Raw genomic sequence first — 25,287 nt, 5'->3', positions numbered from 1 at the left:
ATTATAAAAGTTTGAAAATAAGAATGTCTGTTTTTCAGTGAATCGTTGTGAAGAATTTCTTATAGAATCGGAGCTGAAATAGATGAAGAAGATATTGTTTTTGCCTCTCTTACGCATGAAATCAGGTCATCATCAAGTATCAGATGCTTTAATTGATATGTTACATGCACGTATGGATAGAATTATATGTAAAAAAGTAGACTTAATAAGCTATACGAATGAATCTTTAGAAAAGGTAGTGACAAGCGGTTATTTAAGTTGGATTCGCTACGCACCAGAAACGTATAACTTTGCCTATAAAAACTTTTTCTACGATACACGGACGAATGCTCGACTGGTAAAGTGGTATAATCTTATCTTTTTAAAAAAAATGGAGCAATTGTTAAAGCAGGAAAGACCCGATTTAATTGTATGTACACATGGGTATCCTTCCTATCTTCTTAGTCAGCTGAAGAAACAAGGGAAATGCCATGTTCCAATTATCAATGTGTATACAGACTTTTTTGTTAATAGTGTGTGGGGAAGAGATGGAATCGACTTCCATTTTCTCCCTAATCAAGAAGTGAAGGAACAGTTAATAAGGAAAAACCAGGTTCCTAGACACCGTATGATTGTAACTGGAATCCCTGTCCATGAAGAAATTACGAAAACAGCTCGTTTCAAGAAATGTAATAATCGCCCTATCATTTTAATTGCCGGAGGTAATACTGGTCTCGGTGGAATGTTAACATTATCTCATTCATTGAAAAATACTGAGCATTTTGATTTTCTCGTGCTTTGTGGAAAGAATCAAAAGCTATATGATGAAATTCTTTCTTGGAATAGCCGTCATATTCGACCATTGTCATATATATCGTCAAGATTAGAAATGAATGCATTATATGAACAAGTAGATGCCATCGTTACGAAACCTGGCGGCGTGACTATTAGTGAAGCTATAAAAAAAAGACTGCCAATTATCGTGCATTCCTTCCTTCCTGGCCAGGAGGAAATAAACCTTCATTATTTAACAAAATCAGAGCTTGTATTTAAATTCGAACAGAATCAACCATTTGAAAAACAATTGTTTTGTCTATTAAAGAACAATCAAAAAGTGAATCGTTGGAATCTAGCGGTTGATACTTATGAAAAAGGAATCGAAATAGGACCAGATCGGATGGTAGAGGTCATTACAAGCATGATTGGTCTGCAAATGGACTCGTCTAGTGTTGTTTAATATATGGCAATATTGGTACATTCATTCGTTTCCGTTATATTAAGAGCTGCGTGCGTTCATAATTATGAATGGCTTATGGTACACTTTAATGAAGGAAGTTAATCATAATTGAGGTGTCAAAAAGTGAAAACAGTAGTTGTAATTGGTGGGGGAATTACTGGATTATCTACAATGTATTATTTGCAAAAAGCAGTAAAAGCAAACGATTTAGATGTACGTTTGATTCTTATAGAAGCACAGGAACAGTTAGGCGGAAAAATTTGTTCGGTTCATAATCGAGAGTTTATTATCGAAACGGGTGCAGACTCGATTGTCACGCGCAAAGAAAATGTTATTCCGTTTATTAAAGAGCTGGGATTAGAAGAAGAAGTCGTTTACAATGCGACTGGAAGATCTTTCTTATATAGTGACGGCGAGTTAAAGATGATTCCAGAAGATGCGATGTTCGGTATTCCAATGAGCTTAGAATCGTTAGCGACGACGACTTTAATTTCAGCAGAAGGGAAAGTCGAAGCGTTAAAGGATTTTTATACATTGAATGACACATTTACAAAAAATGATTCGGTCGGAGCCTTTCTTGAACATTTTCTTGGCAGAGAGCTGGTGGAGAAACAAATTTCCCCTGTATTATCAGGCGTTTATTCAGGGAAGCTCAACGATTTAACGATTGCTTCTACTCTTCCGTATTTAATTGATTATAAAAATGAATATGGCAGCATCATTCGCGGTCTAGAAGCGAATAAAGAAAAATTTAAAGGCACAGCCAATCGTAAATTTTTATCGTTTAAAAACGGTTTATCGACCATCATTAATCGATTGGAAGAAGAGTTGATGGTCTCTGTTGAAATCATTAAGGGTGTACAAGCAAAGAAAATTGAAAAAACATCTGATCGTTATCTTCTTACATTTACAAACTATAAAGAATTGGAAGCGGATTATGTTGTATTAAGTACACCGGATTCAGCAGCAAAACAGTTACTGCAAAATGAGGAATTGAACGAAGAGTTTAATCAGTTCAAAAATAGTTCGATGATTAGTATTTATCTTGGTTTTGATTTGCCGGATAGTGAATTACCGCAAGATGGAACAGGCTTTATTACGACAGAAGGCAGTGATTTAATATGTAATGCTTGCACGTGGACAAGCCGAAAATGGTCCCATACGTCAAAGAATCATCATTTGTTAGTCCGTCTTTTTTATAAAAGCTCCAGCCCGCATTATGAACGATTACGAAAAATAAACGAAGCTGAATTAGAAGAGGTTGCATTAGCTGATATTCGAAATAGTCTAGGGATTACCGGACAGCCTGTGGCAAGTGAAATCACGAAGTGGCATAATAATATGCCCAATTATCATATTACGCACCATCAAATTGTAGAGTCACTTCAAGAAAAAATGAAGTCACACTATCCGAATATTCTTTTAGCAGGGTGCTCGTACTTCGGAGTCGGGATTCCTGATTGTATTGCGAATGGGGAGAAAACAGCAGTAAGAGTAACCGAGCTTTTACAGATGAAGTCATGATAGACCTATCCATTTTGGATGGGTTTTTTGTATATCGATAATTTTATGGCAATCTAATAATTGCTTAAAGCTGCCTAATGAAAAGGCGTACGAAATCGTAGCTTCGCACGCCTCTTTACTAAATAGTAATAACTTAAATGATATGAAAATAGGTCAAAACATTTTTACTGATCAGCAAAATGGTCATACAAATAAATAAGAGGCGTACATATGAAGCGCCTTTTTTAATAGCAAATTTAGTACCAATTAATGCACCTGCAATCATGGCTAAGCCCATTGGGATTCCATATAAAAAATTAACAGAACCCATAGCTAAAAAAATAATAAGTGCAGCGATATTACTGCCGAAATTTAATATTTTAGCATTTCCGGCTGCCTGTATAAAATCAAAACCAATCATCAAAAATGCAAATAATAAGAAAGATCCTGTGCCAGGTCCCAGAAAACCATCGTAAAATCCAATAGCGAATATAGCGAAGATAAAAATCATCGCTTTCTTCCAATTTAGCCCTTTGTAAACGGCCTCTTTTCCCCAATCTTTTTTTACAATCGTATAAATAGCCACAATAATTAATAATACGAGTATGAGCGGTTTTAGTATTTCAGAGGATACAAAATGAACAACATATGCACCTGAAATGGCTCCTATAATAGTAAGTGGAAATAGCTTTATAACCAGTTTGAAATTTATTTTCCCGGCCTTAATAAAGGTGAGGGTACTTGTTAAAGCACCCATTGAGCTGGCCAGCTTATTTGTAGCAAGAGCTGTTGAAGGCGGGAGTCCTGTAAATAGTAGAGCGGGGATAGAAATGAGCCCGCCGCCTCCTACAACTGAGTCAATGAATGCAGCGATAAAACCGGCTATTATTAAAAATAGCAAGGTGTAGAGATTGATATCTTCCATAATTCTTTTTGCGCTTCCTTCCAAAGGGAATATCTAGTTGATGTTATAAGACTAGCGGAAAAGGCAGGGAGTGTAAATAAGAAAAAGTTTCATTAGCAATCTTAGAGATTGTTGATTTCGATTCAAGAAGCAATGGACCGTGTACCCGGGAAAGTCATTCGTGTAGATATGGAGCATCGTATATTAGATGTTTTTTTATATTAGTGAAAGTTTTCATGACATACAGTTTTTTATTGAAGTCTGAAGCATATTCTGTAATAATGATGTTTGTTTAAATTAAACTTTTTGTTTACAATGGGTAAACTTTATTGACTTAAAGTTTACTAAAATTAAACTCAGCGAGGTTGTATGATGCAGATTGGCAAGAAGATTAAAAAGTTACGCTTGCAAAAGGGATTGACCCAAGAAGAGTTAGGTGAACGAACAGATTTAAGTAAAGGATACATTTCGCAATTGGAAAGGGATTTAAGCTCTCCTTCCATGGAGACGTTCTTTACTATTTTAGAAGTGTTAGGTTGTACACCAAAGCGATTTTTTGATGAAGAAGAGCGGATTCAAAAGGTTGTGTATGAGGAAGATGTACAAACATTTTTTGTAGATGAAGGTCGGGGCTATCAAATTCAGTGGCTCGTTCCCGAATCAAATGAAAAAGAAATGGAACCGATTCGGCTTATTTTGCAAGAAAAAGGGGAGTTTAAGCAGTTTGAACCGTCTCTATCGGAAACGTTTGGCTATGTGCTAAAGGGGCGAGTGATGGTGCGCGTGGGGAAACGAGCTTACTTTGCAAAGGCAGGAGAATCGATTTATTTTCATGCTTCTGATGAACATCAAATTGTGAATGACTTTAATGGGCCATCTGAATTACTTCTTGTTGTAACGGAATCCTATTTATAAAAAGGATAGTAAATATATAGAGGGAGGTCGCTATGACTGATAAGACAATTATTCGATTTGAACATGTAACTAAACAGTATGACCAAGATTCACCTGTATTAGATAATGTAAGTTTTGAAATAGAGAGAGGAAAATTTTATACATTACTCGGTCCTTCCGGTTGTGGAAAAACGACAATTCTCCGCCTAATTGCTGGGTTTACGGAGGCATCAAAGGGAGATATCTTCTTCAATGGTGACAAGATTAATAATGTGCCAGCGAATAAACGCCAAGTAAATACAGTATTTCAAGATTACGCATTATTTCCGCATTTAAATGTATTTGAAAATGTTGCGTTCGGCTTACGCATTAAAAAAATGAAAAATGCAGAAGTAAAAGCGAAGGTGCAAGAAGCACTTAGTTTCGTGAATTTAGCTGGATATGAGAATCGAGAAATTCGTGAAATGTCCGGTGGTCAGCGTCAGCGTGTTGCGATTGCACGTGCAATTGTTAATGAACCGGAAGTGATTTTACTTGACGAACCACTTTCAGCCCTTGATTTAAAGCTTCGTACGGAGATGCAATATGAATTACGTGAGCTGCAACGACGCTTAGGGATTACGTTTATTTTTGTGACGCATGATCAGGAAGAGGCTCTGGCGATGTCCGATGAAATTTTTGTATTGAATCAAGGGAAAATACAACAAAGTGGTACGCCTATTGATATTTATGATGAACCAATCAATCGTTTTGTGGCGGATTTCATTGGAGAATCAAATATTGTAGACGGCAAAATGATTGCCGATTATGAAGTAGAGTTTGGCGGTAAGCGATTTGATTGTGTGGATCAAGGGTTCAATCCGAATGAGCCGGTTGAAATTGTCATTCGTCCGGAAGATTTAGAAATTACATCAGTAGAGCGTGGAAAGCTTCGCGTACGTGTGGATTCTCAATTGTTCAGAGGTGTTCATTATGAGATTAGCAGCTATGACGAAGATGGGAACGAATGGCTCGTTCATTCAACGAAAAAGGCAACAGTAGGTGAGGAGATTGGATTATATTTCGATCCAGAAGCAATTCATGTCATGCGTCTTGGTGAAACAGAAGAAGAGTTCGATAAGCGCTTAGAATCGTATCATGATGGAGTCAGCTATGCAAAATAAGTTTACACGTAATGTATTTTTTATTCCGTATGCTCTTTGGATTGCTCTATTTGTTATTGCGCCGCTTCTATTGATTTTATATTATTCCTTTTTTGATATTGAGGGAAATTTCTCGCTTATTAATTATCGAAAGTTTTTTACACCTGTGTATTTAAAAATGACGTTGAGTTCTTTTTGGTATGCGTTTTTAATTACATTGATTTCTTTACTAGTTGCGTACCCAACCGCTTATTTATTAACGAAAACAAAGCACAAACAGTTATGGTTGTTGTTAATCATTGTACCGTCTTGGATTAACTTATTGTTAAAGGCCTATGCTTTTATCGGAATTTTTGGCACATATGGTGTAGCGAATAGTTTCTTAGAAGTCATTGGTATCGGGACACAGCAAATTTTATTTACTGATTTTAGCTTTATTTTTGTATCGGTATATATCTTTATTCCGTTTATGATTTTACCGATTTTTAATGCGCTTGATGAGTTAAACCCAGCCTTAGTGTATGCGGCTAAAGATTTAGGAGCCTCAGGCTGGGTAACGTTCCATCGCGTTATTTTTCCATTAACAATTGATGGAGTGAAGTCTGGCTGTCAAGTAGTCTTTATCCCAGCACTATCATTGTTCATGTTAACAAGATTGATTGCTGGAAACCGTGTAATTACGCTTGGTACAGCGATTGAACAGCATTTCTTAGTGACACAAGATTGGGGAATGGGTTCAACCATTGCAGTGTTCCTCGTGATTATTATGTTCTTAATTATGCTCGTAACGGGTAAACGAAAGCGAGGTGTGTAGGTTGAGAGAGAATCTATCACCTGGATCTAAGCTTCTGTTAGTAGTAATCTTTTTCATTCTTTATGCCCCTATTTTTTATTTAATTTTTTACTCCTTTAATAGCGGTGGCAATATGATTAATTTTGAGAGCTTTACTTTGGATTGGTATCGAGAGCTCTTTCATGACACACGGTTGCTCATTATTGTGTTAAACACATTAGTTATTGCGTTATTATCTGCTTTGATTTCTACTATTATTGGGGTCATCGGTGCACTTGTAATTCGGGATTTCCGCAGTAGACAGGCAAAGAATACGATATTATCACTCAATAATGTGTTAATTGTTAGTCCTGATGTCATTATTGGAGCATCATTTCTGATTTTATTTACAATGGCAGGTATTAAGCTTGGTTTCTACTCTGTTCTACTATCGCATATTGCGTTTAGTATTCCGATTGTCGTTTTAATGGTATTACCGAAGCTTCAAGAAATGAGCCCAACTTTAATCGATGCAGCGCGTGATTTAGGAGCGAGCCGCTTTGATGTGGTAACGAAAGTGATTTTGCCATATATTACGCCGGGAATTTTTGCTGGTTTTTTTATGGCTTTAACATACAGTTTAGATGATTTTGCGGTCACTTTTTTTGTAACGGGTAATGGTTTCTCGACGCTTTCTGTGGAAATCTACTCATTAGCGCGTCAAGGGATTTCCTTGAATATTAATGCATTGTCAGCCCTGTTGTTTGTCTTCACATTGGTTCTTGTGATTGTGTATTACTTCATTACACAACGCAACAAGCCGAGTGGAATGGGGGTTAAGAGATGAAGAAACTTGTTCAATTATTCATGGCTATTGTGATTGTTTCAGTGGTTCTTTTAGCGATCATCTCAGGCCTAAATTCGTCTGAGGGTTATTCAGGTGATAACACGTTAACCATTTATAACTGGGGCGATTATATTGATGAAGAATTGCTTAGTCAGTTTGAAGAACAAACGGGGATTAAAGTAATTTATGCAACGTTTGATTCGAACGAAGCGATGTTAACAAAAATTAAGCAAGGTGGAACGACGTATGATGTGGCTGTGCCATCTGAATATACGATTGACCAAATGCGTAAGGAACATTTATTAATTCCATTAGATCATTCAAAATTGCCTAATATGAAGTACATTGATGAGCGATTTATGGATTTACCGTTTGATCCGGAAAATAAATATTCTATTCCTTATTTTTGGGGAACCGTTGGTATTGTTTATAATCCAAGTATGTTAGATGGCAAAAGAATTACAAGTTGGGCAGATTTATGGGATGAAGATTTAAGGAATCAAATTTTATTAATCGACGGTGCTCGTGAAGTAATGGGAATGGGCTTAAATAGTTTACATTATTCTTTGAATGATACGAATGATGCTCATCTTCGGGAAGCGAAAGAAAAGCTTGATACGTTAACACCTAATATTAAAGCAATTGTTGGTGACGAAAGTAAACTGCTGTTAGCGAATGAAGAAGCAGCAGTTGGTCTTGCTTGGTCCGGCGATGCTTCAGAGATTATGTATGAGAATGAGAAGTTAGATTATGTTGTTCCAAAAGAAGGATCGAATCTATGGTTTGATAATATGGTCATCCCGAAAACAGCAAAAAATGTAGAGGCAGCTCATCAATTTATTAACTTTATGCTTGACCCGAAAGTCGCTGCTCAAAACACAGAATACGTAAGTTACTCTACACCGAATAAGGAAGCTCTTAAATATTTGCCGGAAGAAATAGTGAAGGATGAACGTTTTTATCCGTCACCAGCATTAACGGAAAAACTAGAAGTATATGAGAATCTAGGAAAGCAAAATTTAGCGCGTTATAATGAGCTTTTTTTAGAGTTTAAAATGCATCGGAAATGATGAATAGAGAGTGTACTGTTGAAAGGAGACAGTACACTCTCTTTGTTTTTACAAATAATGTATATAAATGGTAATATTGCCTTAAGGAGAGGGGGGGATATTTCAATGAATAAAGTTTTAAAGAGTTTAGCAGTTATCTTACTAGTTCTACCACTTGTTTTTTCATTTGCATCTACTTCCCAGGTACAAGCGGCAAGCACTAAAGTTGCTTATGTAGATATTACTTCAGGTGTTTTAAATGTGAGAAGCGGGGCAAGTACAACTCATACAATTGTTGGTTCTTTAAAAGATAACGCTAAAGTAACGGTGTATTCTGTTACAAAAAGCGGATGGGCAGAGATTAATTATAAGAGTCAAAAACGATATGTATCCAATCAATACTTACGATATTATCACAAGATGTCAGAAAAAGAGGCTAAAAAGATTACGGATAGAGTAATTAAAATTCAAAATAGTCTAAAGGGTTCCTATACAAAGCAACAAATTTACTCTATTTTATCACCTGGATTTACAGATGCCTTTATTGAGAAATTATATAAGTATGATTTAATGCTTTGGGAAATTAAAAGTGGGAAGCGGTTATATGGTTGGAGAGGGACAGACTTTCCAGCGTATATGATTATGTATGGGATTACATGGGATAAAAATGAAAGAATCAAATACAAGATACCAGCCCCTAAAATTACTTACTATAAGAAGAATGGTCAAGAGTATTTAATTGTTTCACAAAAATATCCGGCTGATGAATTATACGAGAATGTTGAACAAAAAATCTATCTTTCTAAAACCAATTCGAAGGCTTATTGGAAAGTATATCATACATCCTGGTAAATCCGATTAGCCCGTATAAACACATGAAACACGGTTTCGAAGGTGAAACGGTGTTTTTTTAGGACGAAATTAAGGATTTTTTAATAATTTAAGGGTATGATAAGAAAAAAGAGAAAGTAAGGGAGAGTCTAAATGAAAAAGAATGCAAAGCTAGCAATTTGGCTAGTCGGTGCAGTTGTAATTGCTGCTCTTATCGTAGCAGCGATGATTACATCTACTGCAAAAAATGAAACAGTAGCTACTGTAGACGGAAGTAAAATTACAAAAGAAGAGTTATATGACGAGCTTGTGGCAAGCTACGGAACAGATACATTAAATACAATGATTACAAATAAAATGATTGAATTAGAAGCAAAGAAACAAAATGTTACTGTATCAGATGAAGATATTCAAAAAGAATTGGATGTTCTTACTGAACAATATGGTGATGAAGAAACATTAAAAAGTCAATTAGAAGCTAGTGGTTCATCTATGGATGACTTAAAAGATGATATCGTTCAATATTTACAAACAAGAAAATTAATTGAACCAAGCATTAAGATTACAGATGAAGAGATTAAGACGTATTTTGAAGAAAATAAAGATTCATTAGGACAAGCTGAACAAGTAGAAGCGAGTCATATTTTAGTAGAAGATAAAGCAACTGCAGAAAAAGTGTTGAAGAAACTTAAAAACGGCGGCGATTTTGCAGAGCTGGCCAAAGAATATTCTACAGATGAAGGCAGTGCCGCAAACGGCGGATCACTTGGTTACTTTGGCAAAGGAGAAATGGTTGCGGAGTTCGAGGATGTAGCCTTTAAACTAGAAGTTGGTAAAATTAGTGAACCTGTTAAAACAGAATACGGTTACCATATCATTAAAGTAACTAACAAAAAAGAAGCAAAAGAAGCCACATTAAAAGATAGCAAAGAACAAATTAAAGAGACGCTATTAACAGAAAAGTTACAAACAGAATACGCTACATGGCTACAAAAGAAAGAAGAAGAGTATAAAATTACAAATAAGCTTGAAGAAGAGAAGTAAGATAGAGAAAAATCCTCGCTGTTACGGCGAGGATTTTTTGTTTGTGGGAAGCAGTAAGAATATAAATTATATCGATTGAATAACATCGATATATCGTTTAAAATGTTATCGATATAGGGGGGCGAATAGATGGGAAAACGTAGAGGGTTTGTGCAAATGGCGATTTTGCAGTTACTTAATATTCAAGAAATGCATGGCTATCAAATTATGAAAGAATTAGAAGAGCGATCAAACGGGTTGTATTCAGCGAGTGCCGGAACCATTTATCCAGCTTTACAGGAATTAATGGATAAAGGCTTTATCGATAGTACGATTGAAAAAGATAAAAAAGTATACACCTTAAATAAAGCAGGAGAAATGAAAGTACGGAGTTGGCATGAGGCAGAGACGGATGATTTTTGGGAACACTGGCGAGAACATGTCGAGTGGCGGCAATCTGATGAATCGAAACTGCTGAAAATTCAGATGGACCAGTTTGAACATCAGTTGCGAAAAGCGATAAAAACAGTTCGCCGGCAGCCAAAACGAGCGCCAGAATTGATTGATGTTTTACAAGAAGCAACGAAGCGTCTGCAAAACTTTTAGAAAGGAGGAGGTGAAATGAAATCTCTTCAAAAATTATTAGTATACATAAAACCGTATAAATGGTTTGCGATATTAGGGCCATTATTTATGTGCGTAGAGGTAGCGATGGATTTATTGCAACCAACCATGATGCAGCATGTGATTGATACGGGGATTGCTAATGGGAATCATGCTTATGTTATTAAACTTGGGTTTTTTATGATAGTTTCTGCTGTTTTGGGGTTACTAGGGGCAATGGGAAGTGCGATATACAGTACAAAAGCGGCGGTATACTTTGGTACTGATATTCGCCAGGATGTATTTCGAAAAACTGAGCAGTTTTCCAGTCGAAATCATGACACATTTGGGACTGGGAAATTAATTACGATTGTAACGAATGATATTACAACCGTTCAAAATGCGGTTAGAATGACATTATTTATTCTTGTTCGTGGTCCTTTTTTATTTGTTGGCAGTATCGTCATTGTTTGGCTGACAGCACGTGAGCTGTTTCCTATTTTGCTTATTGCCATTCCTATTTTAAGCATCTGTATTATTTGGTTCTCAGTCAAGTCCGGTCAATTGTTCCAAAAAGTGCAGGAAGCGATGGATAAGGTCAATACGAAACTTCAAGAAACATTGGCAGGTATTCGTGTAGTAAAGGCATTTAATCGTGAGGAATTTGAAAAAAGTAATTTTAAAACGGTCAATGATATGCTTACAAAACGAAATTTCTCTGCTGAACAAATAATTGTGTCGCTTATGCCAATTACGATGTTTGTTGTTAATATAGCGATTGTTGGAGGAATGTGGTTAGGTGCGATTCAAGTGAATCAAGGGGTTATTCAAGTCGGAATGATTCTTGCTTTTATTAATTATCTTCATATTATTATGAACGGTTTAATGAGTATGACACATGTGTTAATGCAAATTACGCGTTCCTTTCCATCAGCTGACCGGATTATACAAGTGCTTGATACACATATTGATATTGAAAGTCCGCAACAACCAACTCCTGTCTCAGAGATTAGAGGAGAGATAGAGTTCCGTAACGTTGACTATAGCTATAGTAAAAACGGAGAATACGTATTGAAAAACCTTTCTTTCCATGCAAAGTCGGGTGAAAAAATAGGGATTATTGGATCGACAGGTAGTGGGAAAACAACACTCCTTAAACTAATTCCACGTTTGTATGATCCAGATTCCGGCACTGTCCTTATTGATGGAATTGACTTGAAGAATCATTCACTTGAAGCACTTCGTTCAGCGATTGGCTTTGTGCCGCAAAAAGCGACTTTGTTTTCTGGAACTATTGAAGAAAATATGCAATATGGAAAAGAACATGTAACAGCTTCGGAAATGGAAGAGGCGGCTGAATTAGCGGCTGCAAGTGAATTTATTCATAAACTGGACGGTACATATGATTATACATTAATGCAAGGGGCGACCAATTTATCGGGTGGGCAAAAGCAGCGCTTATCAATTGCCCGTGCGTTAATTCGTAAACCAAACATTTTATTATTAGATGACTCGACATCCGCGCTCGATGCAAAGTCCGAAGCAGCGGTTCAGCGAGCATTAAAGGAAGAATTTCCGAATACAACGGTATTTTTAATTGCTTCTAAAATTTCTTCTATTATCGATTGCGATCAAATATTGGTGCTGGAAGATGGGATGATTGAAGCTAGTGGAACACATGATGAATTGCTTATGAAGAGCTCAGTTTATCGTGAAATTTATCGTACTCAAAGCGGGAAGGAGATCCTGAATTATGAATAAGGCCTCATCATCTGGAGCGGAAAATGCTGTAGCACGAGCACGTGGTCCACGTGGGTTTGGTGGCCCGGTCGAAAAAGCGAAAGATAAAAAAGGGACAATGCTGCGTATTTGGCGCTATATGAAAAAGGAGAAATGGAGTTTAGTAGTCTCCATTGTATTCGTTATTCTTTCAACTTTATTAAGTCTATGCGCTCCCTATTTAATCGGTATCATTGTTGATGAATACATTATCCCGAAAGATATGAGCGGGACGGTGCGGATGCTTATTCTGCTTGCTGGTATTTATACAGCATCAGCGGTGTTTACATGGCTGCAAACGTTTTTAATGGTAAATGTGTCATTGAAAACGATTCGAGTCATGCGACAAGATTTATTTAATAAATTTCAAACATTGTCACTCCGTTTTTTTGATAAGAGAGCACATGGTGAGCTAATGAGCCGGGTCACGAATGATATTGATAATTTGAATCAGGCGTTAAGTCAAAGTGTGAGTCAAATTGTGTCTACTATTTTGATGGCGTCAGGTGTGATAATTGCCATGTTTTCGTTAAATTGGGTGCTGGCCATTGTGACGCTGCTCATTATTCCGTTGATGATTTACACAACGAAAAAGGTGATTACGTATAGCAGCAGTAATTTCATTAAAAGGCAGCGCGATTTAGGGGAGTTAAATGGCTTTATTGAAGAATCTATTTCTGGAATAGAAGTCATCACACTGTTTGGAAAAGAAGAGCAGGTTTTTACTAAATTCTCTAGTATTAATCATAGATTACGACATTCGGCAAGAGCGGCGGATACGGTGTCGGGCTTTCTTGGGCCAATTAATAACTTTATTAGCACGTTAGGACTTGCTTTAGTCATTGGAATCGGAGCTTTGATGACACTTCAGGGTTTAGCGACAGTCGGTATCATTGCTGCTTTCGTCACGTATTCACGACAGTTTTACCGTCCTATTAATCAGCTGTCGAATGTATTAAATATGTTTCAATCGGCTATTGCCGGGGCAGAGCGGGTATTTGAAATTATGGATGAAAAACCGGATTTACAGGATAAACCGAATGCGCTTATGGCTTCTTCGTTTAAGGGCGACGTGGAATTTAAACAGGTAGATTTTCGTTATAGTGAAGATAAGCAAATTTTAAAAGGGATTACGTTTTCAGCAAAGGCAGGGGAGACAATCGCTCTTGTTGGTCCAACGGGATCTGGGAAAACAACAGTTATTAATTTATTATCTCGCTTTTATGATATTGATTCAGGTGAAATTATGATTGATGGACGGAATATTAAAGACTATCAAATGAGTGCATTGCGAAAGAGAATTGGTATCGTACTTCAAGATACATTTTTATTTTCGGGAACCATTATGGAGAATATTCGTTACGGGCGTCTGAAAGCAACCGATCAAGAAGTAATAGAAGCGGCAAAAATGGCTTCCGCGCATTCCTTTATTAAACATTTGCCAGAGCAATATGACACACCTATTACATCGGGAGGGTCAAACTTAAGTCAGGGACAAAAGCAATTATTAGCAATTGCGCGTGCAATTTTAGCAGATTCAGATATTTTAATACTTGATGAAGCAACATCGAGTATTGATACACGTACAGAAATTGAAATTCAAAAAGGTCTTCATTATTTAACAAAAGGGCGAACAAGTTTTGTAATTGCTCATCGTTTGAAGACAATTGAAAATGCAGATCGAATCTTAGTGATTAAGGATGGGACGATTATTGAATCAGGGTCTCATATGGAGTTAATGGGACAACGAGGATTTTATTATGAATTGTACGATAGCCAGTTTAATATTTGATTAGAGAATCATTTGCGCGTATATAAAAACACATGCTAAAGTGGAGATAAGGAAACTTTGCAAAGGTAGATGAATGATGAGTAAATTTACAAAAGATTATATATTGACAATGAAGGATATTGTCCAAGAGGGCCACCCTCTTTTACGAACGGTGACAGAAGAGGTGAACGTACCGCTTTCAGAAGAAGATCGAGAAACATTGCTGTGCATGATGCAATTTATAAAGAATAGTCAGGACCCTAAACTAGCGAAGAAATATAAGCTGCGCGAAGGTGTGGGTTTGTCGGCTAATCAAATTGGTTTAAATAAACGGATGTTTGTGATGTACTTTGAAGATGAAAAAGGTAAATTATATGAAGAAGCGATAATTAATCCAAAAATTATTAGCCACTCTGCTGCAATGACATATTTGCCACAAGGTGAAGGCTGCTTATCTGTTGAGCGTGAAGTTACAGGTTATGTGCCGCGTTATGAGCGAGTAAAGGTAAAGGCGATTAATTTAGACGGGCAAGAAATCGAACTTCGTTTAAAAGGATTTGCTGCTATTGTTTTTCAACATGAATTTGACCATTTAAATGGTGTAATGTTTTATGACCATATTAATAAAGGTAATCCATTTAAGCTTCCGGAAAATGTCGATATCAAAAGCTTAATATAAAGAAAAGGCAAAGCCAGGAATGGCTTTGTCAGGCTGTCGGGAAAGTCCCGACAGCCATTTTTATATTCATAGGAAATCCATATATTGTTTTTGAATCAGGAAATAACACAATATTTAGTGCGGAAACAACAGAAAGAAGATGGAGTTCAAACGAAAATTTAAAAATAAAAGGTTTCTCTACACTCTGGCAAAGCCAGGAATGGCTTTGTCTTTTTCCTATACTTATACGTTTCATCTAGAAATAATGCAAAGAGTCTGTATAGTATTTGGAAACGCTGTTTATTAACGCTAGGTTTAGAGATTTTTATTACAGATTAATGGCAAGTTAAGCCCCCACTTTAAGATTTGCTAAGTGGGGGCAATGTTTATATATATCTTATTTCGTAGTCGCAGTATCCTGTGATACCTCAGCCTGCGATTTTTTTATGAATAGAATAATCCCGGCCGCAATGGCAATTGGGATAAGGGCCAGCGTAAACGTGAGTGTGATCGAATTAGACATGGACTGCACAATTTTTTCAAGCACAAAGTCAGGAATTTGTGTGCGTGTATCAGATTGGAATAGTTGTTTTGGGTCATTCATGTTGATGAGCGAAGCATCAAACCCTTGACCGCTGTCTTTAAAGGCCTCGGTGATTTTATTCGTAAATGCATTGTTTTGAATCGCTCCAAAAATCGTGATGCCGAGTGTCATGCCAAAAGAACGGAGGAAGGAGTTCGTGGACGTTGCCATGCCGCGGTGGCGTGCATCCAATTCATCAACCGAAGCAATCGGTAATAATGAAAACGAAAATCCAACTCCGATTCCTGTTAGAATTAAGTATATAGTTAATAATGCACGACTTGTATCAGGCGTCAGTGTTCCAAGAAGCAGCATACCTGTAAAGAAGGTAACGACTGAAATAAGCATTAGCTTGCGAAAGCCTGCTTTGTTTTGGAAAATACCTCCTATAGCACTGCCTATGACGGAGCCGAGCATCATTGGTGTTAAGATTAAACCAGCGTTTGTAGCGGTTCCTCCATAAACGGCTTGAACAAAAATAGGAATATAAACCGTCAGAATAATAAATGTTCCGCCGTAAAGAATACTCAAAATTTGAGCTGTAGCAAATATTCGTTTTTTAAACATCCAGAATGAAATGATTGGATCTTTCGCATGCTTTTCAAAAAAGAAGAAGAGGGCTAGGAAAATAGCTGCACTAGCTAACAATCCGATAATTTGAACTGAACCCCAAGCGTATTCTCCGCCGCCAAGTTCGAGTGCAAACATTAAACTTACGACCGCGATAACAAGAGTGGCGGCACCGCCCCAATCAATTTTTTGTTCCATATGGTTAGGTGATTCTTGATAAAAACGTAAAACAAGAAATAAAGACACAATTCCAATTGGAATATTTACATAGAAAATCCAGTGCCAGCTAGCGTATTCGGTAATATACGCTCCTAACAATGGGCCGAGCACGCTCGATAATCCAAAAACTGCTCCTAACAACCCTGTCATTTTTCCTCGTTTGTCAGGAGGGAAGATGTCAAATACAATCGTAAAGGCAATTGGCATTAATGCTCCACCGCCAATCCCTTGAATAGCACGAAAGATGCTCAATTGAACAATGCTATTTGCCATCCCGCATAGAGCGGAACCTAGTAAGAACAAGGCGAGTCCGAATAGGAAGAAACGTTTTCTTCCATACATGTCGGATAGTTTACCGAAAATCGGCATACTGGCCATCGTTGCTACCATATAAGCAGATGTGACCCATACAAATTTATCGAATCCACCTAAGTCTGAAACGATGGTGCCCATAGCTGTAGCAACAATCGTGTTGTCCATTGAAGCCATTAAAATGGCAAGCAATAAACCGGCAACGATAAATTTTTGATTTTTTGTTGAATCCATGTTTTATCCCCCTTTTCTTCCATCATACATGTTCATGGGCCAAAATGAAAAACTTGGAGTACCAGTGGTAAACGGGAATTATAAATCTAAAAAAATCCATTGATAATGAATCTCATTGTTGCTATTATAAAAACAGATTCGAAACCACTTTAAGGGAGATTTTATTTATGAAAAAAGCAAAGACAGCTGTAGCCGTTCTTTTATCTACTAGTCTATTATTTGGTTGCTCACAAAAGAATGAGGAAGCAACAACAAAGAAGGAAGAAACGAAAGAAGTTGCAAAAGATGCATTGGACGGCGTAACAGCAGAATATAGAGAATATGCAATTAATGAAATTGAAGAGTTTGTTATAGCGACAGAAGAGTTTACAAACGCTGTAATTGAAGGAGATGTTGAGAAAGCGAAAGAATTATATGCGCCGGCACGTATGCATTATGAGCGTGCAGAGCCAATTGCAGAAGTGTTCGGAGACTTAGATCCAAAGATTGATGCTCGTGAAGGAGATGTTCCAGAAGACGAATGGACGGGGTATCACCGCATTGAATACGGATTATGGGAGAAAAACACAACAAAAGGCTATGAAGAGTATGCGGAGCAATTAATGAAAGATGTTCATTTACTTCGTGCAAAAGTAGAAACAGTAGAAGTGACACCAGACTTATTAGTTACAGGCGCGGTTGATTTATTAAACGAAGTATCAACTTCTAAAGTAACAGGTGAGGAAGATCGTTATTCTCATACTGACTTATATGATTTTGTAGCGAACGTTCAAGGAGCTGAAGAAATTTTTAATTTACTAAAAGATGAAGTGAAAGCGAAGGATGCTGATTTAGCAGCAACGATTGAAGCACAATTTGCTCAAGTGCATAGCCTTCTAGACCAACAAAAAGAGGGAGACGGCTATAAGCTGTATACGGATTTAACCGAAGCAGAAGTGAAGAAATTCAGTCAAGCCGTTGATGCATTAGCAGAACCACTATCACAAATAGGAATCGTAACGGAGGCGTCTTAATTGACAGATCTATCAAAAGAAACTTCTATCTTTGAGAAAAAGGTAAGTCGACGAGGTGTGTTAAAAGCAGCAGGAATTGGTGGAGTTGGTGCTGTTCTTGGAGCATCAGGCTTAGGTGGGGTTTTGGCGTTATCTGATGCGACTGTAACAAAGGGACAAAGTAATGATATTGTCCCTTTTTACGGTGCCAATCAAGCGGGAATTACAACTTCCCCTCAAGATAATTTATACATTGTGTCATTGGAGGTAACGACGGATTCGAAACAAGATTTAATTCAGCTTTTTAAAGAGTGGACGGAAGCGTCAGCGTTAATGACATCTGGTAATACGGTTGGAGATACTTCGACTAATGGAAATTTACCGCCGAAAGATACGGGAGAAGCCGTTGGGTTATCTCCTTCTAATTTAACCATTACTTTTGGAGTTGGTCCGAGTCTATTTGTAAAGGATGGTAAAGATCGGTTTGGCTTACGGTCTAAACAGCCAGCTGAATTAGTAGATTTGCCGAAATTTCCGCTGGATGCTTTAAAGAAGGAGTGGACCGGAGGCGATCTTTGTATTCAAGCTTGTGCAGATGATTTACAAGTAGCGTTCCATGCAGTCAGAAATTTAGTTCGAATGGCGCGTGGAAAAGCAGTGATTCACTGGGCCCAAACTGGTTTCCAACGTACGAAGAACGCAGATGCTCAAAAAGTAACTCCGCGTAATCTGTTAGGTTTTAAAGATGGTACGGTCAATCCCGATGTTACGAGCAAGAGTGCATTACAGAAATCCGTTTGGGTACAAAAAGGGGACGGACCGGACTGGCTTGTTGGCGGTAGCTATATGGTTGTACGCCGAATTCAAATGTATATTGAAGTGTGGGATCGTTCGACATTAAATGATCAAGAAGCGACATTTGGACGTCATCGTGATAGCGGGGCCCCTCTTGGCAAGCAGAATGAATTTGACTCCGCTGATTTTGAAGCAGTGGATGAAACAGGACGGCTTGTGATTCCTGAGACAGCTCATATGCGTGTTGCACGTGGTGATGGGAAGCACAGTATTTTAAGACGCTCGTATTCCTATACAGATGGAATGGATACAAAGACAGGGAGTTTGGATGCAGGACTTGTGTTTATTTGTTTCCAGCGTCGCCCAAGTACTCAATTTATTCCGATGCAACAGCGTTTAGCAAAGAATGATAAGCTTAATGAATATATCGTTCATCGGGGCAGTGCTCTTTTTGCTTGCTTACCGGGTGTACAAAAAGGCGGATATATTGGTGAGACTCTGTTTGATTAATAAGAAAGAGAGATGTTTCTGGTGAAACGAAGTAAATTATTCGCTTTGTTCGTCGCCTTTGTTTTGATTTTATCCGGAACGAAAGTGTTTGCAGGGGAGAATCATGATCAGCTATTTATGTATATTGGCGATAGTTTGATGAAAGCAAAGACTGGGGATACTGAAGCAGTTTCCGATAATATTCATTTATTTGAAAAAGAGTGGAAACAAATTAAAGTAGATAGTAAGCTTGCGGATGTCGTAGACGAGCGTATGACAGATGTAGAGAAGGGGTTAGAGGCAGGAGAGACGCCTGAAGAACTTCGAGCGAAATTATCAGCCCTTTCAACAGCTCTTATTAATTACGATGCCGAACAAAATCCAGTTGATATGAGCACAAAAAAAGAAAAGCTGCGGCAAATCGTTCCTTTGATTGAAGATATGAAAGAAAGTGTAGCTGCAAAAGATAATTCGAAGGTAAAGGCTCAATACAACCTTATTTTTAACCAATGGAATGAGGTGGAACTCGCTGTCAGCAATGAAAGCACAGCTTCATACGGTCAAATTGAAACGTATATGGCATTCGTTCGTATTGCTATTACACAAGATCCAGTTGATTATGATAAGGCTTTAGAAAATTTAGAGGGTTTGCAACAGGTAATTGAAGATTTTTTAAGCGGTAAAGTCGCAGAAAATAGTAAGGAAGATTATTCTTTAAGCGATGTAACAAAACTGCTTGAAAAGAGTGCCGATAATATATCTAATCAAAAAATAGATCAAGCAGTTGAAAATTTGAATGAGATTTTGTTCATCTGGCCAATGGTTGAAGGTGCTGTATCTACGCGAGATAGTAAGCTATATAGCGATATGGAGACGAAAGTGCCGACTGCCATTAGCTTGCTTCAATCGAAGAATGCGAAGGTCGATGAGGCGAATGACATTGTTACTGATTTAAATGCACGACTTCAACCGTTATTAGGGGAAACGAAGTATTCTATGTGGGATGCTGCGCTTGTTTTATTACGAGAAGGTTTAGAAGCCTTATTGATTGTAGCAACCTTATTATCTTTTCTAAAACGTGTTGGACATGAGGCGAAGCAAAAATGGATTTGGTATGGTGTTCTCGCAGGGCTTGTTTCCAGTGCGGTATTAGCTGTTGTGATTAATGTAGTCTTTTCACAATTAACAGCTGCTTCAAGTCGTGAATACATTGAAGGAATTACGGGGATTGTAGCTGTACTTATGATGTTGACAGTTGGGGCATGGTTACACAGTAAGTCGAATATCCGCTCATGGAATCAGTATATCGGGAAACAGATGAATGAAGCAATTGCAACTGGAAGTCTCTTTTCTTTTGCATTGATCAGCTTTTTATCGATTTTCCGTGAAGGGGCTGAAACCATTATTTTTTATACTGGTATGGCGCCTTATATGACGTTAACCCAGTTAGTAAGTGGAATTGGAATTGCAGTTGTTATTTTAGTAGTTGTAGGGTTTGTGATGCTCCGCTATAGTGTGAAAATCCCAATTTCACCATTCTTAAAAGTCACAACAATCTTAATTTATGCCATTGCTTTTAAAATTCTTGGTGTGAGTATTCATTCTCTTCAAGTATCACAAGTGATTGCAACCCATACGATTCATTCTTTTCCGTTTGTTGAATGGGCAGGCTTATATCCAACGTGGGAAACAGTGCTGCCGCAAATTGGTTTGCTTCTAATCATTTTAGTAACAACGATGGTTATTCGAAAGAAATATGTATAAACAACACGAGTCTGATTTTATTGGTCAGGCTCGTGTTGTTTTATAAAGCTTATTTTAAAGAACGACGATACGTGAATTGTTTCCATTGATAGTGAATGAAGCAGCCAATACAGAACCCAAGAATGGCTACAAATGAGGCGATACCGACCATGATTGTGAAGATATAGGCAATACGTGTCCAATCTAATAAAAAGCTAAGTAAGCCAAGACCTAAGCAAGAAATGGCAATTATAGAATTGAATTTTTGTTGGTCGTAATCTTCAGGAATATAATCTGAAGTTTTTTTGCGTAAGAACAGCTTTGCGAATCGCATAACAGGATTAAAATCAAAAAGTAAACCAAGCAGGCAAGCAATTAGTGGAATCGCTAAAATCCATTCTTGTTTCGTTATAAGTGTTAAAACAACACTTCCAAAAATTGTCCATTGATTCGCTCTTACTAATGGACGAGGAATAGAACGAACTTTGTTCATCATAAAACCAACTTTCCGTATAGGCTTTATTTAATTGTATACTAAAGCGCATATTTTGTTAAAGAATTTAACTTAATTATAATAATTTTAATTTAGTATTGATTATTAAATGATGTGTTGTATAATAGATAGTATATCATGTTTGAAAGGGGACATTCGGTTGACTGTTAAAATCTGTGGATCATGTGGAGCGCTGATTAAGAAATTAAAACATTCCATCCTATGTCAATGCGGTCCAAAAATTGTTGCTAGTTCGTACGTTAAAGCGAAAAAATAACGATTATTTATATAAAGTTGCCTATGCCGATTATAGAAAATAATCGGTTTTTATAATGCATACTATCTTTTCGATATAGCAGCCGTATTAAGCTTATAAGTAAAACTATGAGGAAAGTTAAGCGGATGTTTAAGAATAGTAATAAATATTTCTCAATTCACCCCAAACATTATATGATATATGTAGGGAAATTTACGTTACGATAAACAAACTATCACGTGACGGTTTAGGAGGGATTACGTTGGGAACGAGACATTGAAAATTGGAGAGTTAGCGCAGTTGGCGAATGTAACGAAACGAACTGTTGATTATTATACCAATATTGGTTTATTAGAAGCGGAACGTTCCCCTTCTAATTACCGTTACTATCATAAACAACAGTTAGAACGATTGCGCCGGATTATTGCATATAAAGAAAAGCACTATTCACTTGAAGAAATCAGAGAATGCCTACTACAACCAGAGCATAACACGCTAGATATAAAAGAAACAGGGGTGCAGTTAAAAGAAAAGCTGCACGGCTTAAATGAGGAGTTGCAAGAAGTACTGGATTTAATCAAGAAAGATAAGAAAAATGAACGGCTATTAAAGAAGCAGATTTCTCATGAAAGCATGACGCTAATTCAATCTTTATTAGTTTTACTCATTTAAGGATATTTATGCCCTATATTTCTTTTACCCAAAGAGCATATTATGAACAATGGTTTTAGATTCAACTGACCTCGGATTTCTTCAACAAAAGCTGTAAATCACTAAAAATTGTTGAAAATAGGAGGTGCTTGGGACCTGTCAACCGTCATGGCTTTAGACGCTTGATATACCCCGCACATATTGGACATTACGATAAAATTATTAGCAGTAGCCTTTTTAATTGCTTTAACCGCTTTTTTTGTGGCTTCTGAATTTGCCATTGTAAAAGTAAGAAGTTCCCGTATTAATCAATTAATAGAAGATGGACATAAAAATGCTGTCGCTGCTAAGAAAGTTACATCACATTTAGATGAATATTTATCAGCTTGTCAGTTAGGAATTACCGTTACAGCATTAGGACTTGGTTGGCTAGGAGAACCGACTGTAGAAGCTTTACTTCATCCGGTTTTTAATAAATGGGGAATAGATCCTTCTGTTAGTCATATTCTTTCTTTTGTCATTGCGTTTGCATCGGTTACTTTTTTACACGTAGTCGTTGGGGAGCTGGCTCCGAAAACGGTGGCGATTCAAAAGGCAGAAACGATTACGCTAATGTTTGTTAAGCCATTAATCTGGTTTTACCGCATAATGTATCCATTTATTTGGATGCTAAATGGTTCTGCTCGTTTGTTAACGAGTGCTTTTGGAATGAAACCAGTATCAGAAGGAGAAGAAGCTCACTCAGAAGAAGAGTTACGTATTATTTTATCTGAAAGCTATAAAAGCGGTGAAATTAACCAATCAGAATATAAATATGTTAACCAAATATTTGAATTTGATGAACGTATCGCTAATGAAATTATGGTTCCGCGTACAGAAATGGTCGTAATTGAAAAAGGCATGCGATTACTGGATGTAGTTGAGTTAATTCAAGAAGAACAATTTACTCGTTATCCAGTAACTGATGGGGATAAAGATAACGTTATTGGAATGGTCAATATTAAACGTTTATATACAGCGACCATTACAGAAGAAAATGTTGCGGAATTAACAGTCGATTCTTTTATTACGCCAGTCATTCGAGTACTAGAAACCATTCCGATTCATGACTTATTGCTTAAAATGCAAAAAGAACGAATTCATATGGCGATTTTATCGGATGAATATGGTGGAACAGCGGGTCTTGTAACCGTTGAAGATATTTTAGAGGAAATTGTGGGCGATATTCGCGATGAATTTGACCAAGACGAACGTCCGCTTATTCAAAAGATTACTGACAATCATTATATCTTCGATGCAAAAACTTTAATTGAAGATGTGAATGATACGTTAGCTATTGATTTGGTAGAAGACGACGTTGATACGTTAGGTGGTTGGATTTTAACAGGAAAGTATGAAGTGGCTATCGGGGATAAGCGAGAGGCTGGTGGTTATGAGTTTATTGTTAAAGAAATGGATGGCCATCATGTGCTATACGTGGAAGTCAAGAAAGTACCGATTGTACCAACTATACAGAAAACCGAGAGTGAATAGCTCTCGGTTTTTTCCTGTTTTTTAATTTTAAGAAGCAACAATAGCATTCTTTGCATGAGATTGAATAAAGTTTAAGGCATGCTCGACAATCTTATCTTTATCATAGTCTAATGAAGCAACATGATAAGAATTCGGTAAGATGACCTTTTCTTTGTGTGATGCTGCTACAGAGTTATAAATATCATCAGTACATTGTGCAGGCACAACGTGATCTTCTGGAGATACAAAGAGCATGCTTGGGCATTTGACTTTTGGAAGCTCTTGTTTGACTACTTTCATGATATTAAGTAATTGAAAGACCGCTTTTAATGGGACTTGGTCATAAGTGATTTCCGTTGCTTCTAGGTCCTTAATATCTGGTTTTCCTTCCGTGATAAATCGAGGCTCTACTTGATTAGCTAATACCTCGTATTCAGGAACAGAAAGAGCAGCATTAATGGTCAGTACTCCATCGAACTTTTCTTTAGTAGCTAAATGCAGGGCAAGCGCGCCCCCCATAGATTGGCCAATGACAAAGATAGAATGACAAGTTTGTTTTAATAGAAGATAGGCTTCGTGTAAATCGTCTATCCAATCTAAGTATGTAGCTTCCTCCATTTCATTTACGTGTGTTCCATGTCCTGTTAATCTTGGGGCATATACTGTATACCCATGAGCAGCAAATTCCTCCCCCAAATACCGCACACTTTGTGGAGTTCCGTTAAAACCATGACATATTAGAATACCTGTTGAGTTGCCTGGTAGAAAAAATGACTCCGCTCCTGGACGTACGTGTAATTTTGTCATTAGTAAAGCCTCCTTTTATAAATAATTATGTCTATATTTTTTAGAAAAATCCAAAGTTAATTAATCACATTAGTTTACTTGGTATAAAGTTATCATAAATCATATATGAATGTCAACTTAATTTTCCATGACGTTTAATAGTAGTTTTTGATGTTGAAGGGGAGATCATAGATCAAATGAAAAAGAATGATGACTATGAGGAAAGCGGAGGTTACTTTAGATGTTTTAGGAGGACTTAATGTGATTATCGGAAGTGGGATGGTTAGAGGGAGGACTTTTTAGTTGCATGTTGTAGTAGATATTATTAAATTAAAAAATAGGTTGACTTATATGTTTTTAAGCTTTAATATAGATAAAGCAATAAGGAAACAAAACATCGAAAAAACAATCTAAAAAAAGAGATTGACTTTTGATTTTAAAAGCGTTAAGATGAAATGGTCGCTGAAAAAACAGCGATTAAAAAACACTTCATAACTTCGTAGAAGTTGACAACTATTCGAAGGTGTGTTAAAATGAATAAAGATTGAAATATTGCTCTTTGAAAACTGAACAAAACAAAGCGCCAACGTTAATTTTTAAAGTGAGCACACACTATAAAAAAGTGCAAAGTGCAAAGAGCTAATTCAAATTCTATCGGAG

Annotated in this window: 22 protein-coding genes; 18 read left to right on the top strand and 4 right to left on the bottom strand. The window is 37.1% G+C overall.

Going from position 1 to position 25,287, the window contains the following annotated elements:
• Positions 1–82: 82 nt before the first annotated feature.
• Positions 83–1,216, top strand: a complete 1,134-nt coding sequence (locus D1953_RS12390) for an MGDG synthase family glycosyltransferase (protein ID WP_119117507.1) — start codon at positions 83–85, stop codon at positions 1,214–1,216.
• A 123-nt stretch (positions 1,217–1,339) separates the two neighbouring features.
• A complete protein-coding gene (locus D1953_RS12385) occupies positions 1,340–2,740 on the top strand; it encodes a protoporphyrinogen oxidase (protein ID WP_119117506.1) in 1,401 nt (466 codons plus the stop codon).
• Positions 2,741–2,873: 133 nt separating this feature from the next.
• On the opposite strand, the gene D1953_RS12380 is transcribed toward D1953_RS12385, so the two are convergent.
• Positions 2,874–3,644, bottom strand: coding sequence for a TSUP family transporter (locus D1953_RS12380; protein ID WP_119117505.1), 771 nt, complete (start codon positions 3,642–3,644; stop codon positions 2,874–2,876).
• 351 nt (positions 3,645–3,995) lie between these two features.
• On the opposite strand from D1953_RS12380, the gene D1953_RS12375 reads away from it, so the two are divergent.
• From D1953_RS12375 to def, 11 genes are all read left to right on the top strand, one after another.
• Positions 3,996–4,538, top strand: coding sequence for a helix-turn-helix domain-containing protein (locus D1953_RS12375; RefSeq protein WP_119117504.1), 543 nt, complete (start codon positions 3,996–3,998; stop codon positions 4,536–4,538).
• Positions 4,539–4,570: 32 nt separating this feature from the next.
• Entirely contained in the window at positions 4,571–5,680 is a 1,110-nt protein-coding gene (locus tag D1953_RS12370) for an ABC transporter ATP-binding protein (protein ID WP_119117503.1), read from the top strand.
• Positions 5,670–6,473 carry an ABC transporter permease gene (locus D1953_RS12365; RefSeq protein ID WP_119117502.1) on the top strand — a complete coding sequence of 268 codons (804 nt, stop codon included), beginning with the start codon at positions 5,670–5,672 and terminating at the stop codon, positions 6,471–6,473. Before D1953_RS12370 ends, D1953_RS12365 begins: the two co-directional genes overlap by 11 nt.
• Before the next feature lie 112 nt (positions 6,474–6,585).
• Positions 6,586–7,278 carry an ABC transporter permease gene (locus tag D1953_RS12360; protein ID WP_425454274.1) on the top strand — a complete coding sequence of 231 codons (693 nt, stop codon included), beginning with the start codon at positions 6,586–6,588 and terminating at the stop codon, positions 7,276–7,278.
• Positions 7,275–8,348 (top strand): ABC transporter substrate-binding protein, encoded by a 1,074-nt coding sequence (locus D1953_RS12355; RefSeq protein WP_119117500.1) that lies wholly within the window; start codon positions 7,275–7,277, stop codon positions 8,346–8,348. The genes D1953_RS12360 and D1953_RS12355 overlap by 4 nt, the downstream gene beginning before the upstream one ends.
• Positions 8,349–8,453: 105 nt before the next feature.
• Positions 8,454–9,179: an SH3 domain-containing protein gene (locus D1953_RS12350; protein ID WP_182480596.1), complete on the top strand. Its 726-nt coding sequence runs from the start codon at positions 8,454–8,456 to the stop codon at positions 9,177–9,179.
• A gap of 132 nt (positions 9,180–9,311) precedes the next feature.
• A complete protein-coding gene (locus tag D1953_RS12345; RefSeq protein WP_119117498.1) occupies positions 9,312–10,202 on the top strand; it encodes a peptidylprolyl isomerase in 891 nt (296 codons plus the stop codon).
• Positions 10,203–10,331: 129 nt separating this feature from the next.
• The gene (locus D1953_RS12340) at positions 10,332–10,787 is read left to right on the top strand and encodes a PadR family transcriptional regulator (RefSeq protein WP_119117497.1); all 456 of its coding nucleotides are present in this window, start codon (positions 10,332–10,334) and stop codon (positions 10,785–10,787) included.
• Positions 10,788–10,802: 15 nt separating this feature from the next.
• Positions 10,803–12,545 (top strand): ABC transporter ATP-binding protein, encoded by a 1,743-nt coding sequence (locus D1953_RS12335; protein ID WP_119117496.1) that lies wholly within the window; start codon positions 10,803–10,805, stop codon positions 12,543–12,545.
• A gap of 97 nt (positions 12,546–12,642) precedes the next feature.
• Positions 12,643–14,355: an ABC transporter ATP-binding protein gene (locus D1953_RS12330; RefSeq protein WP_245980103.1), complete on the top strand. Its 1,713-nt coding sequence runs from the start codon at positions 12,643–12,645 to the stop codon at positions 14,353–14,355.
• Positions 14,356–14,431: 76 nt separating this feature from the next.
• Positions 14,432–15,013 carry a peptide deformylase gene (gene def / locus D1953_RS12325; protein WP_119117494.1) on the top strand — a complete coding sequence of 194 codons (582 nt, stop codon included), beginning with the start codon at positions 14,432–14,434 and terminating at the stop codon, positions 15,011–15,013.
• Between the two features lie 376 nt (positions 15,014–15,389).
• On the opposite strand, the gene D1953_RS12320 is transcribed toward def, so the two are convergent.
• Positions 15,390–16,910 carry an MDR family MFS transporter gene (locus D1953_RS12320; RefSeq protein WP_119117493.1) on the bottom strand — a complete coding sequence of 507 codons (1,521 nt, stop codon included), beginning with the start codon at positions 16,908–16,910 and terminating at the stop codon, positions 15,390–15,392.
• Positions 16,911–17,077: 167 nt separating this feature from the next.
• Between D1953_RS12320 and efeO the strand changes: the two genes are divergently transcribed.
• Genes efeO through D1953_RS12305 form a run of 3 tightly spaced genes read left to right on the top strand, consistent with a single transcriptional unit; the run spans position 17,078 to position 20,950 of the window.
• Positions 17,078–17,923: an iron uptake system protein EfeO gene (gene efeO, locus D1953_RS12315; protein WP_119117492.1), complete on the top strand. Its 846-nt coding sequence runs from the start codon at positions 17,078–17,080 to the stop codon at positions 17,921–17,923.
• Entirely contained in the window at positions 17,924–19,207 is a 1,284-nt protein-coding gene (gene efeB / locus D1953_RS12310; RefSeq protein WP_119117491.1) for an iron uptake transporter deferrochelatase/peroxidase subunit, read from the top strand.
• Between the two features lie 12 nt (positions 19,208–19,219).
• The gene (locus D1953_RS12305; RefSeq protein ID WP_119117490.1) at positions 19,220–20,950 is read left to right on the top strand and encodes an FTR1 family iron permease; all 1,731 of its coding nucleotides are present in this window, start codon (positions 19,220–19,222) and stop codon (positions 20,948–20,950) included.
• A gap of 49 nt (positions 20,951–20,999) precedes the next feature.
• Here the strand turns inward: D1953_RS12305 and D1953_RS12300 are convergent, their stop codons facing one another.
• On the bottom strand, positions 21,000–21,425 hold the full coding sequence (locus D1953_RS12300; protein ID WP_425454273.1) for a DUF4395 domain-containing protein: 426 nt from the start codon (positions 21,423–21,425) through the stop codon (positions 21,000–21,002).
• Positions 21,426–21,954: 529 nt separating this feature from the next.
• On the opposite strand from D1953_RS12300, the gene D1953_RS12295 reads away from it, so the two are divergent.
• Together D1953_RS12295 and D1953_RS12290 are read left to right on the top strand one after the other, a co-directional pair.
• Entirely contained in the window at positions 21,955–22,350 is a 396-nt protein-coding gene (locus D1953_RS12295) for a MerR family transcriptional regulator (protein WP_119117489.1), read from the top strand.
• Positions 22,351–22,530: 180 nt separating this feature from the next.
• The gene (locus tag D1953_RS12290; RefSeq protein WP_119117488.1) at positions 22,531–23,862 is read left to right on the top strand and encodes a hemolysin family protein; all 1,332 of its coding nucleotides are present in this window, start codon (positions 22,531–22,533) and stop codon (positions 23,860–23,862) included.
• A 27-nt stretch (positions 23,863–23,889) separates the two neighbouring features.
• On the opposite strand, the gene D1953_RS12285 is transcribed toward D1953_RS12290, so the two are convergent.
• Positions 23,890–24,648: an alpha/beta hydrolase gene (locus D1953_RS12285; protein ID WP_119117487.1), complete on the bottom strand. Its 759-nt coding sequence runs from the start codon at positions 24,646–24,648 to the stop codon at positions 23,890–23,892.
• Positions 24,649–25,287 lie beyond the last annotated feature (639 nt).

Source organism: Peribacillus asahii (assembly GCF_003570725.1).
GTDB lineage: Bacteria > Bacillota > Bacilli > Bacillales > DSM-1321 > Peribacillus > Peribacillus asahii.
Note: the sequence above shows the minus strand (reverse complement) of the source record. Positions and strands in the feature narration are given on the sequence as shown.

Bases quoted from the DNA above. Each gene is read 5' to 3' on its own strand.
- D1953_RS12390 (WP_119117507.1), top strand. From the start codon at position 83: ATGAAGAAGATATTGTTTTTGCCTCTCTTACGCATGAAATCAGGTCAT.
- D1953_RS12380 (WP_119117505.1), bottom strand. From the start codon at position 3,644: ATGGAAGATATCAATCTCTACACCTTGCTATTTTTAATAATAGCCGGT.
- D1953_RS12375 (WP_119117504.1), top strand. From the start codon at position 3,996: ATGCAGATTGGCAAGAAGATTAAAAAGTTACGCTTGCAAAAGGGATTG.
- D1953_RS12370 (WP_119117503.1), top strand. From the start codon at position 4,571: ATGACTGATAAGACAATTATTCGATTTGAACATGTAACTAAACAGTAT.
- D1953_RS12365 (WP_119117502.1), top strand. From the start codon at position 5,670: ATGCAAAATAAGTTTACACGTAATGTATTTTTTATTCCGTATGCTCTT.
- D1953_RS12360 (WP_425454274.1), top strand. From the start codon at position 6,586: ATGATTAATTTTGAGAGCTTTACTTTGGATTGGTATCGAGAGCTCTTT.
- D1953_RS12355 (WP_119117500.1), top strand. From the start codon at position 7,275: ATGAAGAAACTTGTTCAATTATTCATGGCTATTGTGATTGTTTCAGTG.
- D1953_RS12350 (WP_182480596.1), top strand. From the start codon at position 8,454: ATGAATAAAGTTTTAAAGAGTTTAGCAGTTATCTTACTAGTTCTACCA.
- D1953_RS12345 (WP_119117498.1), top strand. From the start codon at position 9,312: ATGAAAAAGAATGCAAAGCTAGCAATTTGGCTAGTCGGTGCAGTTGTA.
- D1953_RS12340 (WP_119117497.1), top strand. From the start codon at position 10,332: ATGGGAAAACGTAGAGGGTTTGTGCAAATGGCGATTTTGCAGTTACTT.
- D1953_RS12335 (WP_119117496.1), top strand. From the start codon at position 10,803: ATGAAATCTCTTCAAAAATTATTAGTATACATAAAACCGTATAAATGG.
- D1953_RS12330 (WP_245980103.1), top strand. From the start codon at position 12,643: ATGCTGCGTATTTGGCGCTATATGAAAAAGGAGAAATGGAGTTTAGTA.
- def (WP_119117494.1), top strand. From the start codon at position 14,432: ATGAGTAAATTTACAAAAGATTATATATTGACAATGAAGGATATTGTC.
- D1953_RS12320 (WP_119117493.1), bottom strand. From the start codon at position 16,910: ATGGATTCAACAAAAAATCAAAAATTTATCGTTGCCGGTTTATTGCTT.
- efeO (WP_119117492.1), top strand. From the start codon at position 17,078: ATGAAAAAAGCAAAGACAGCTGTAGCCGTTCTTTTATCTACTAGTCTA.
- D1953_RS12305 (WP_119117490.1), top strand. From the start codon at position 19,220: ATGTTTCTGGTGAAACGAAGTAAATTATTCGCTTTGTTCGTCGCCTTT.
- D1953_RS12300 (WP_425454273.1), bottom strand. From the start codon at position 21,425: ATGATGAACAAAGTTCGTTCTATTCCTCGTCCATTAGTAAGAGCGAAT.
- D1953_RS12285 (WP_119117487.1), bottom strand. From the start codon at position 24,648: ATGACAAAATTACACGTACGTCCAGGAGCGGAGTCATTTTTTCTACCA.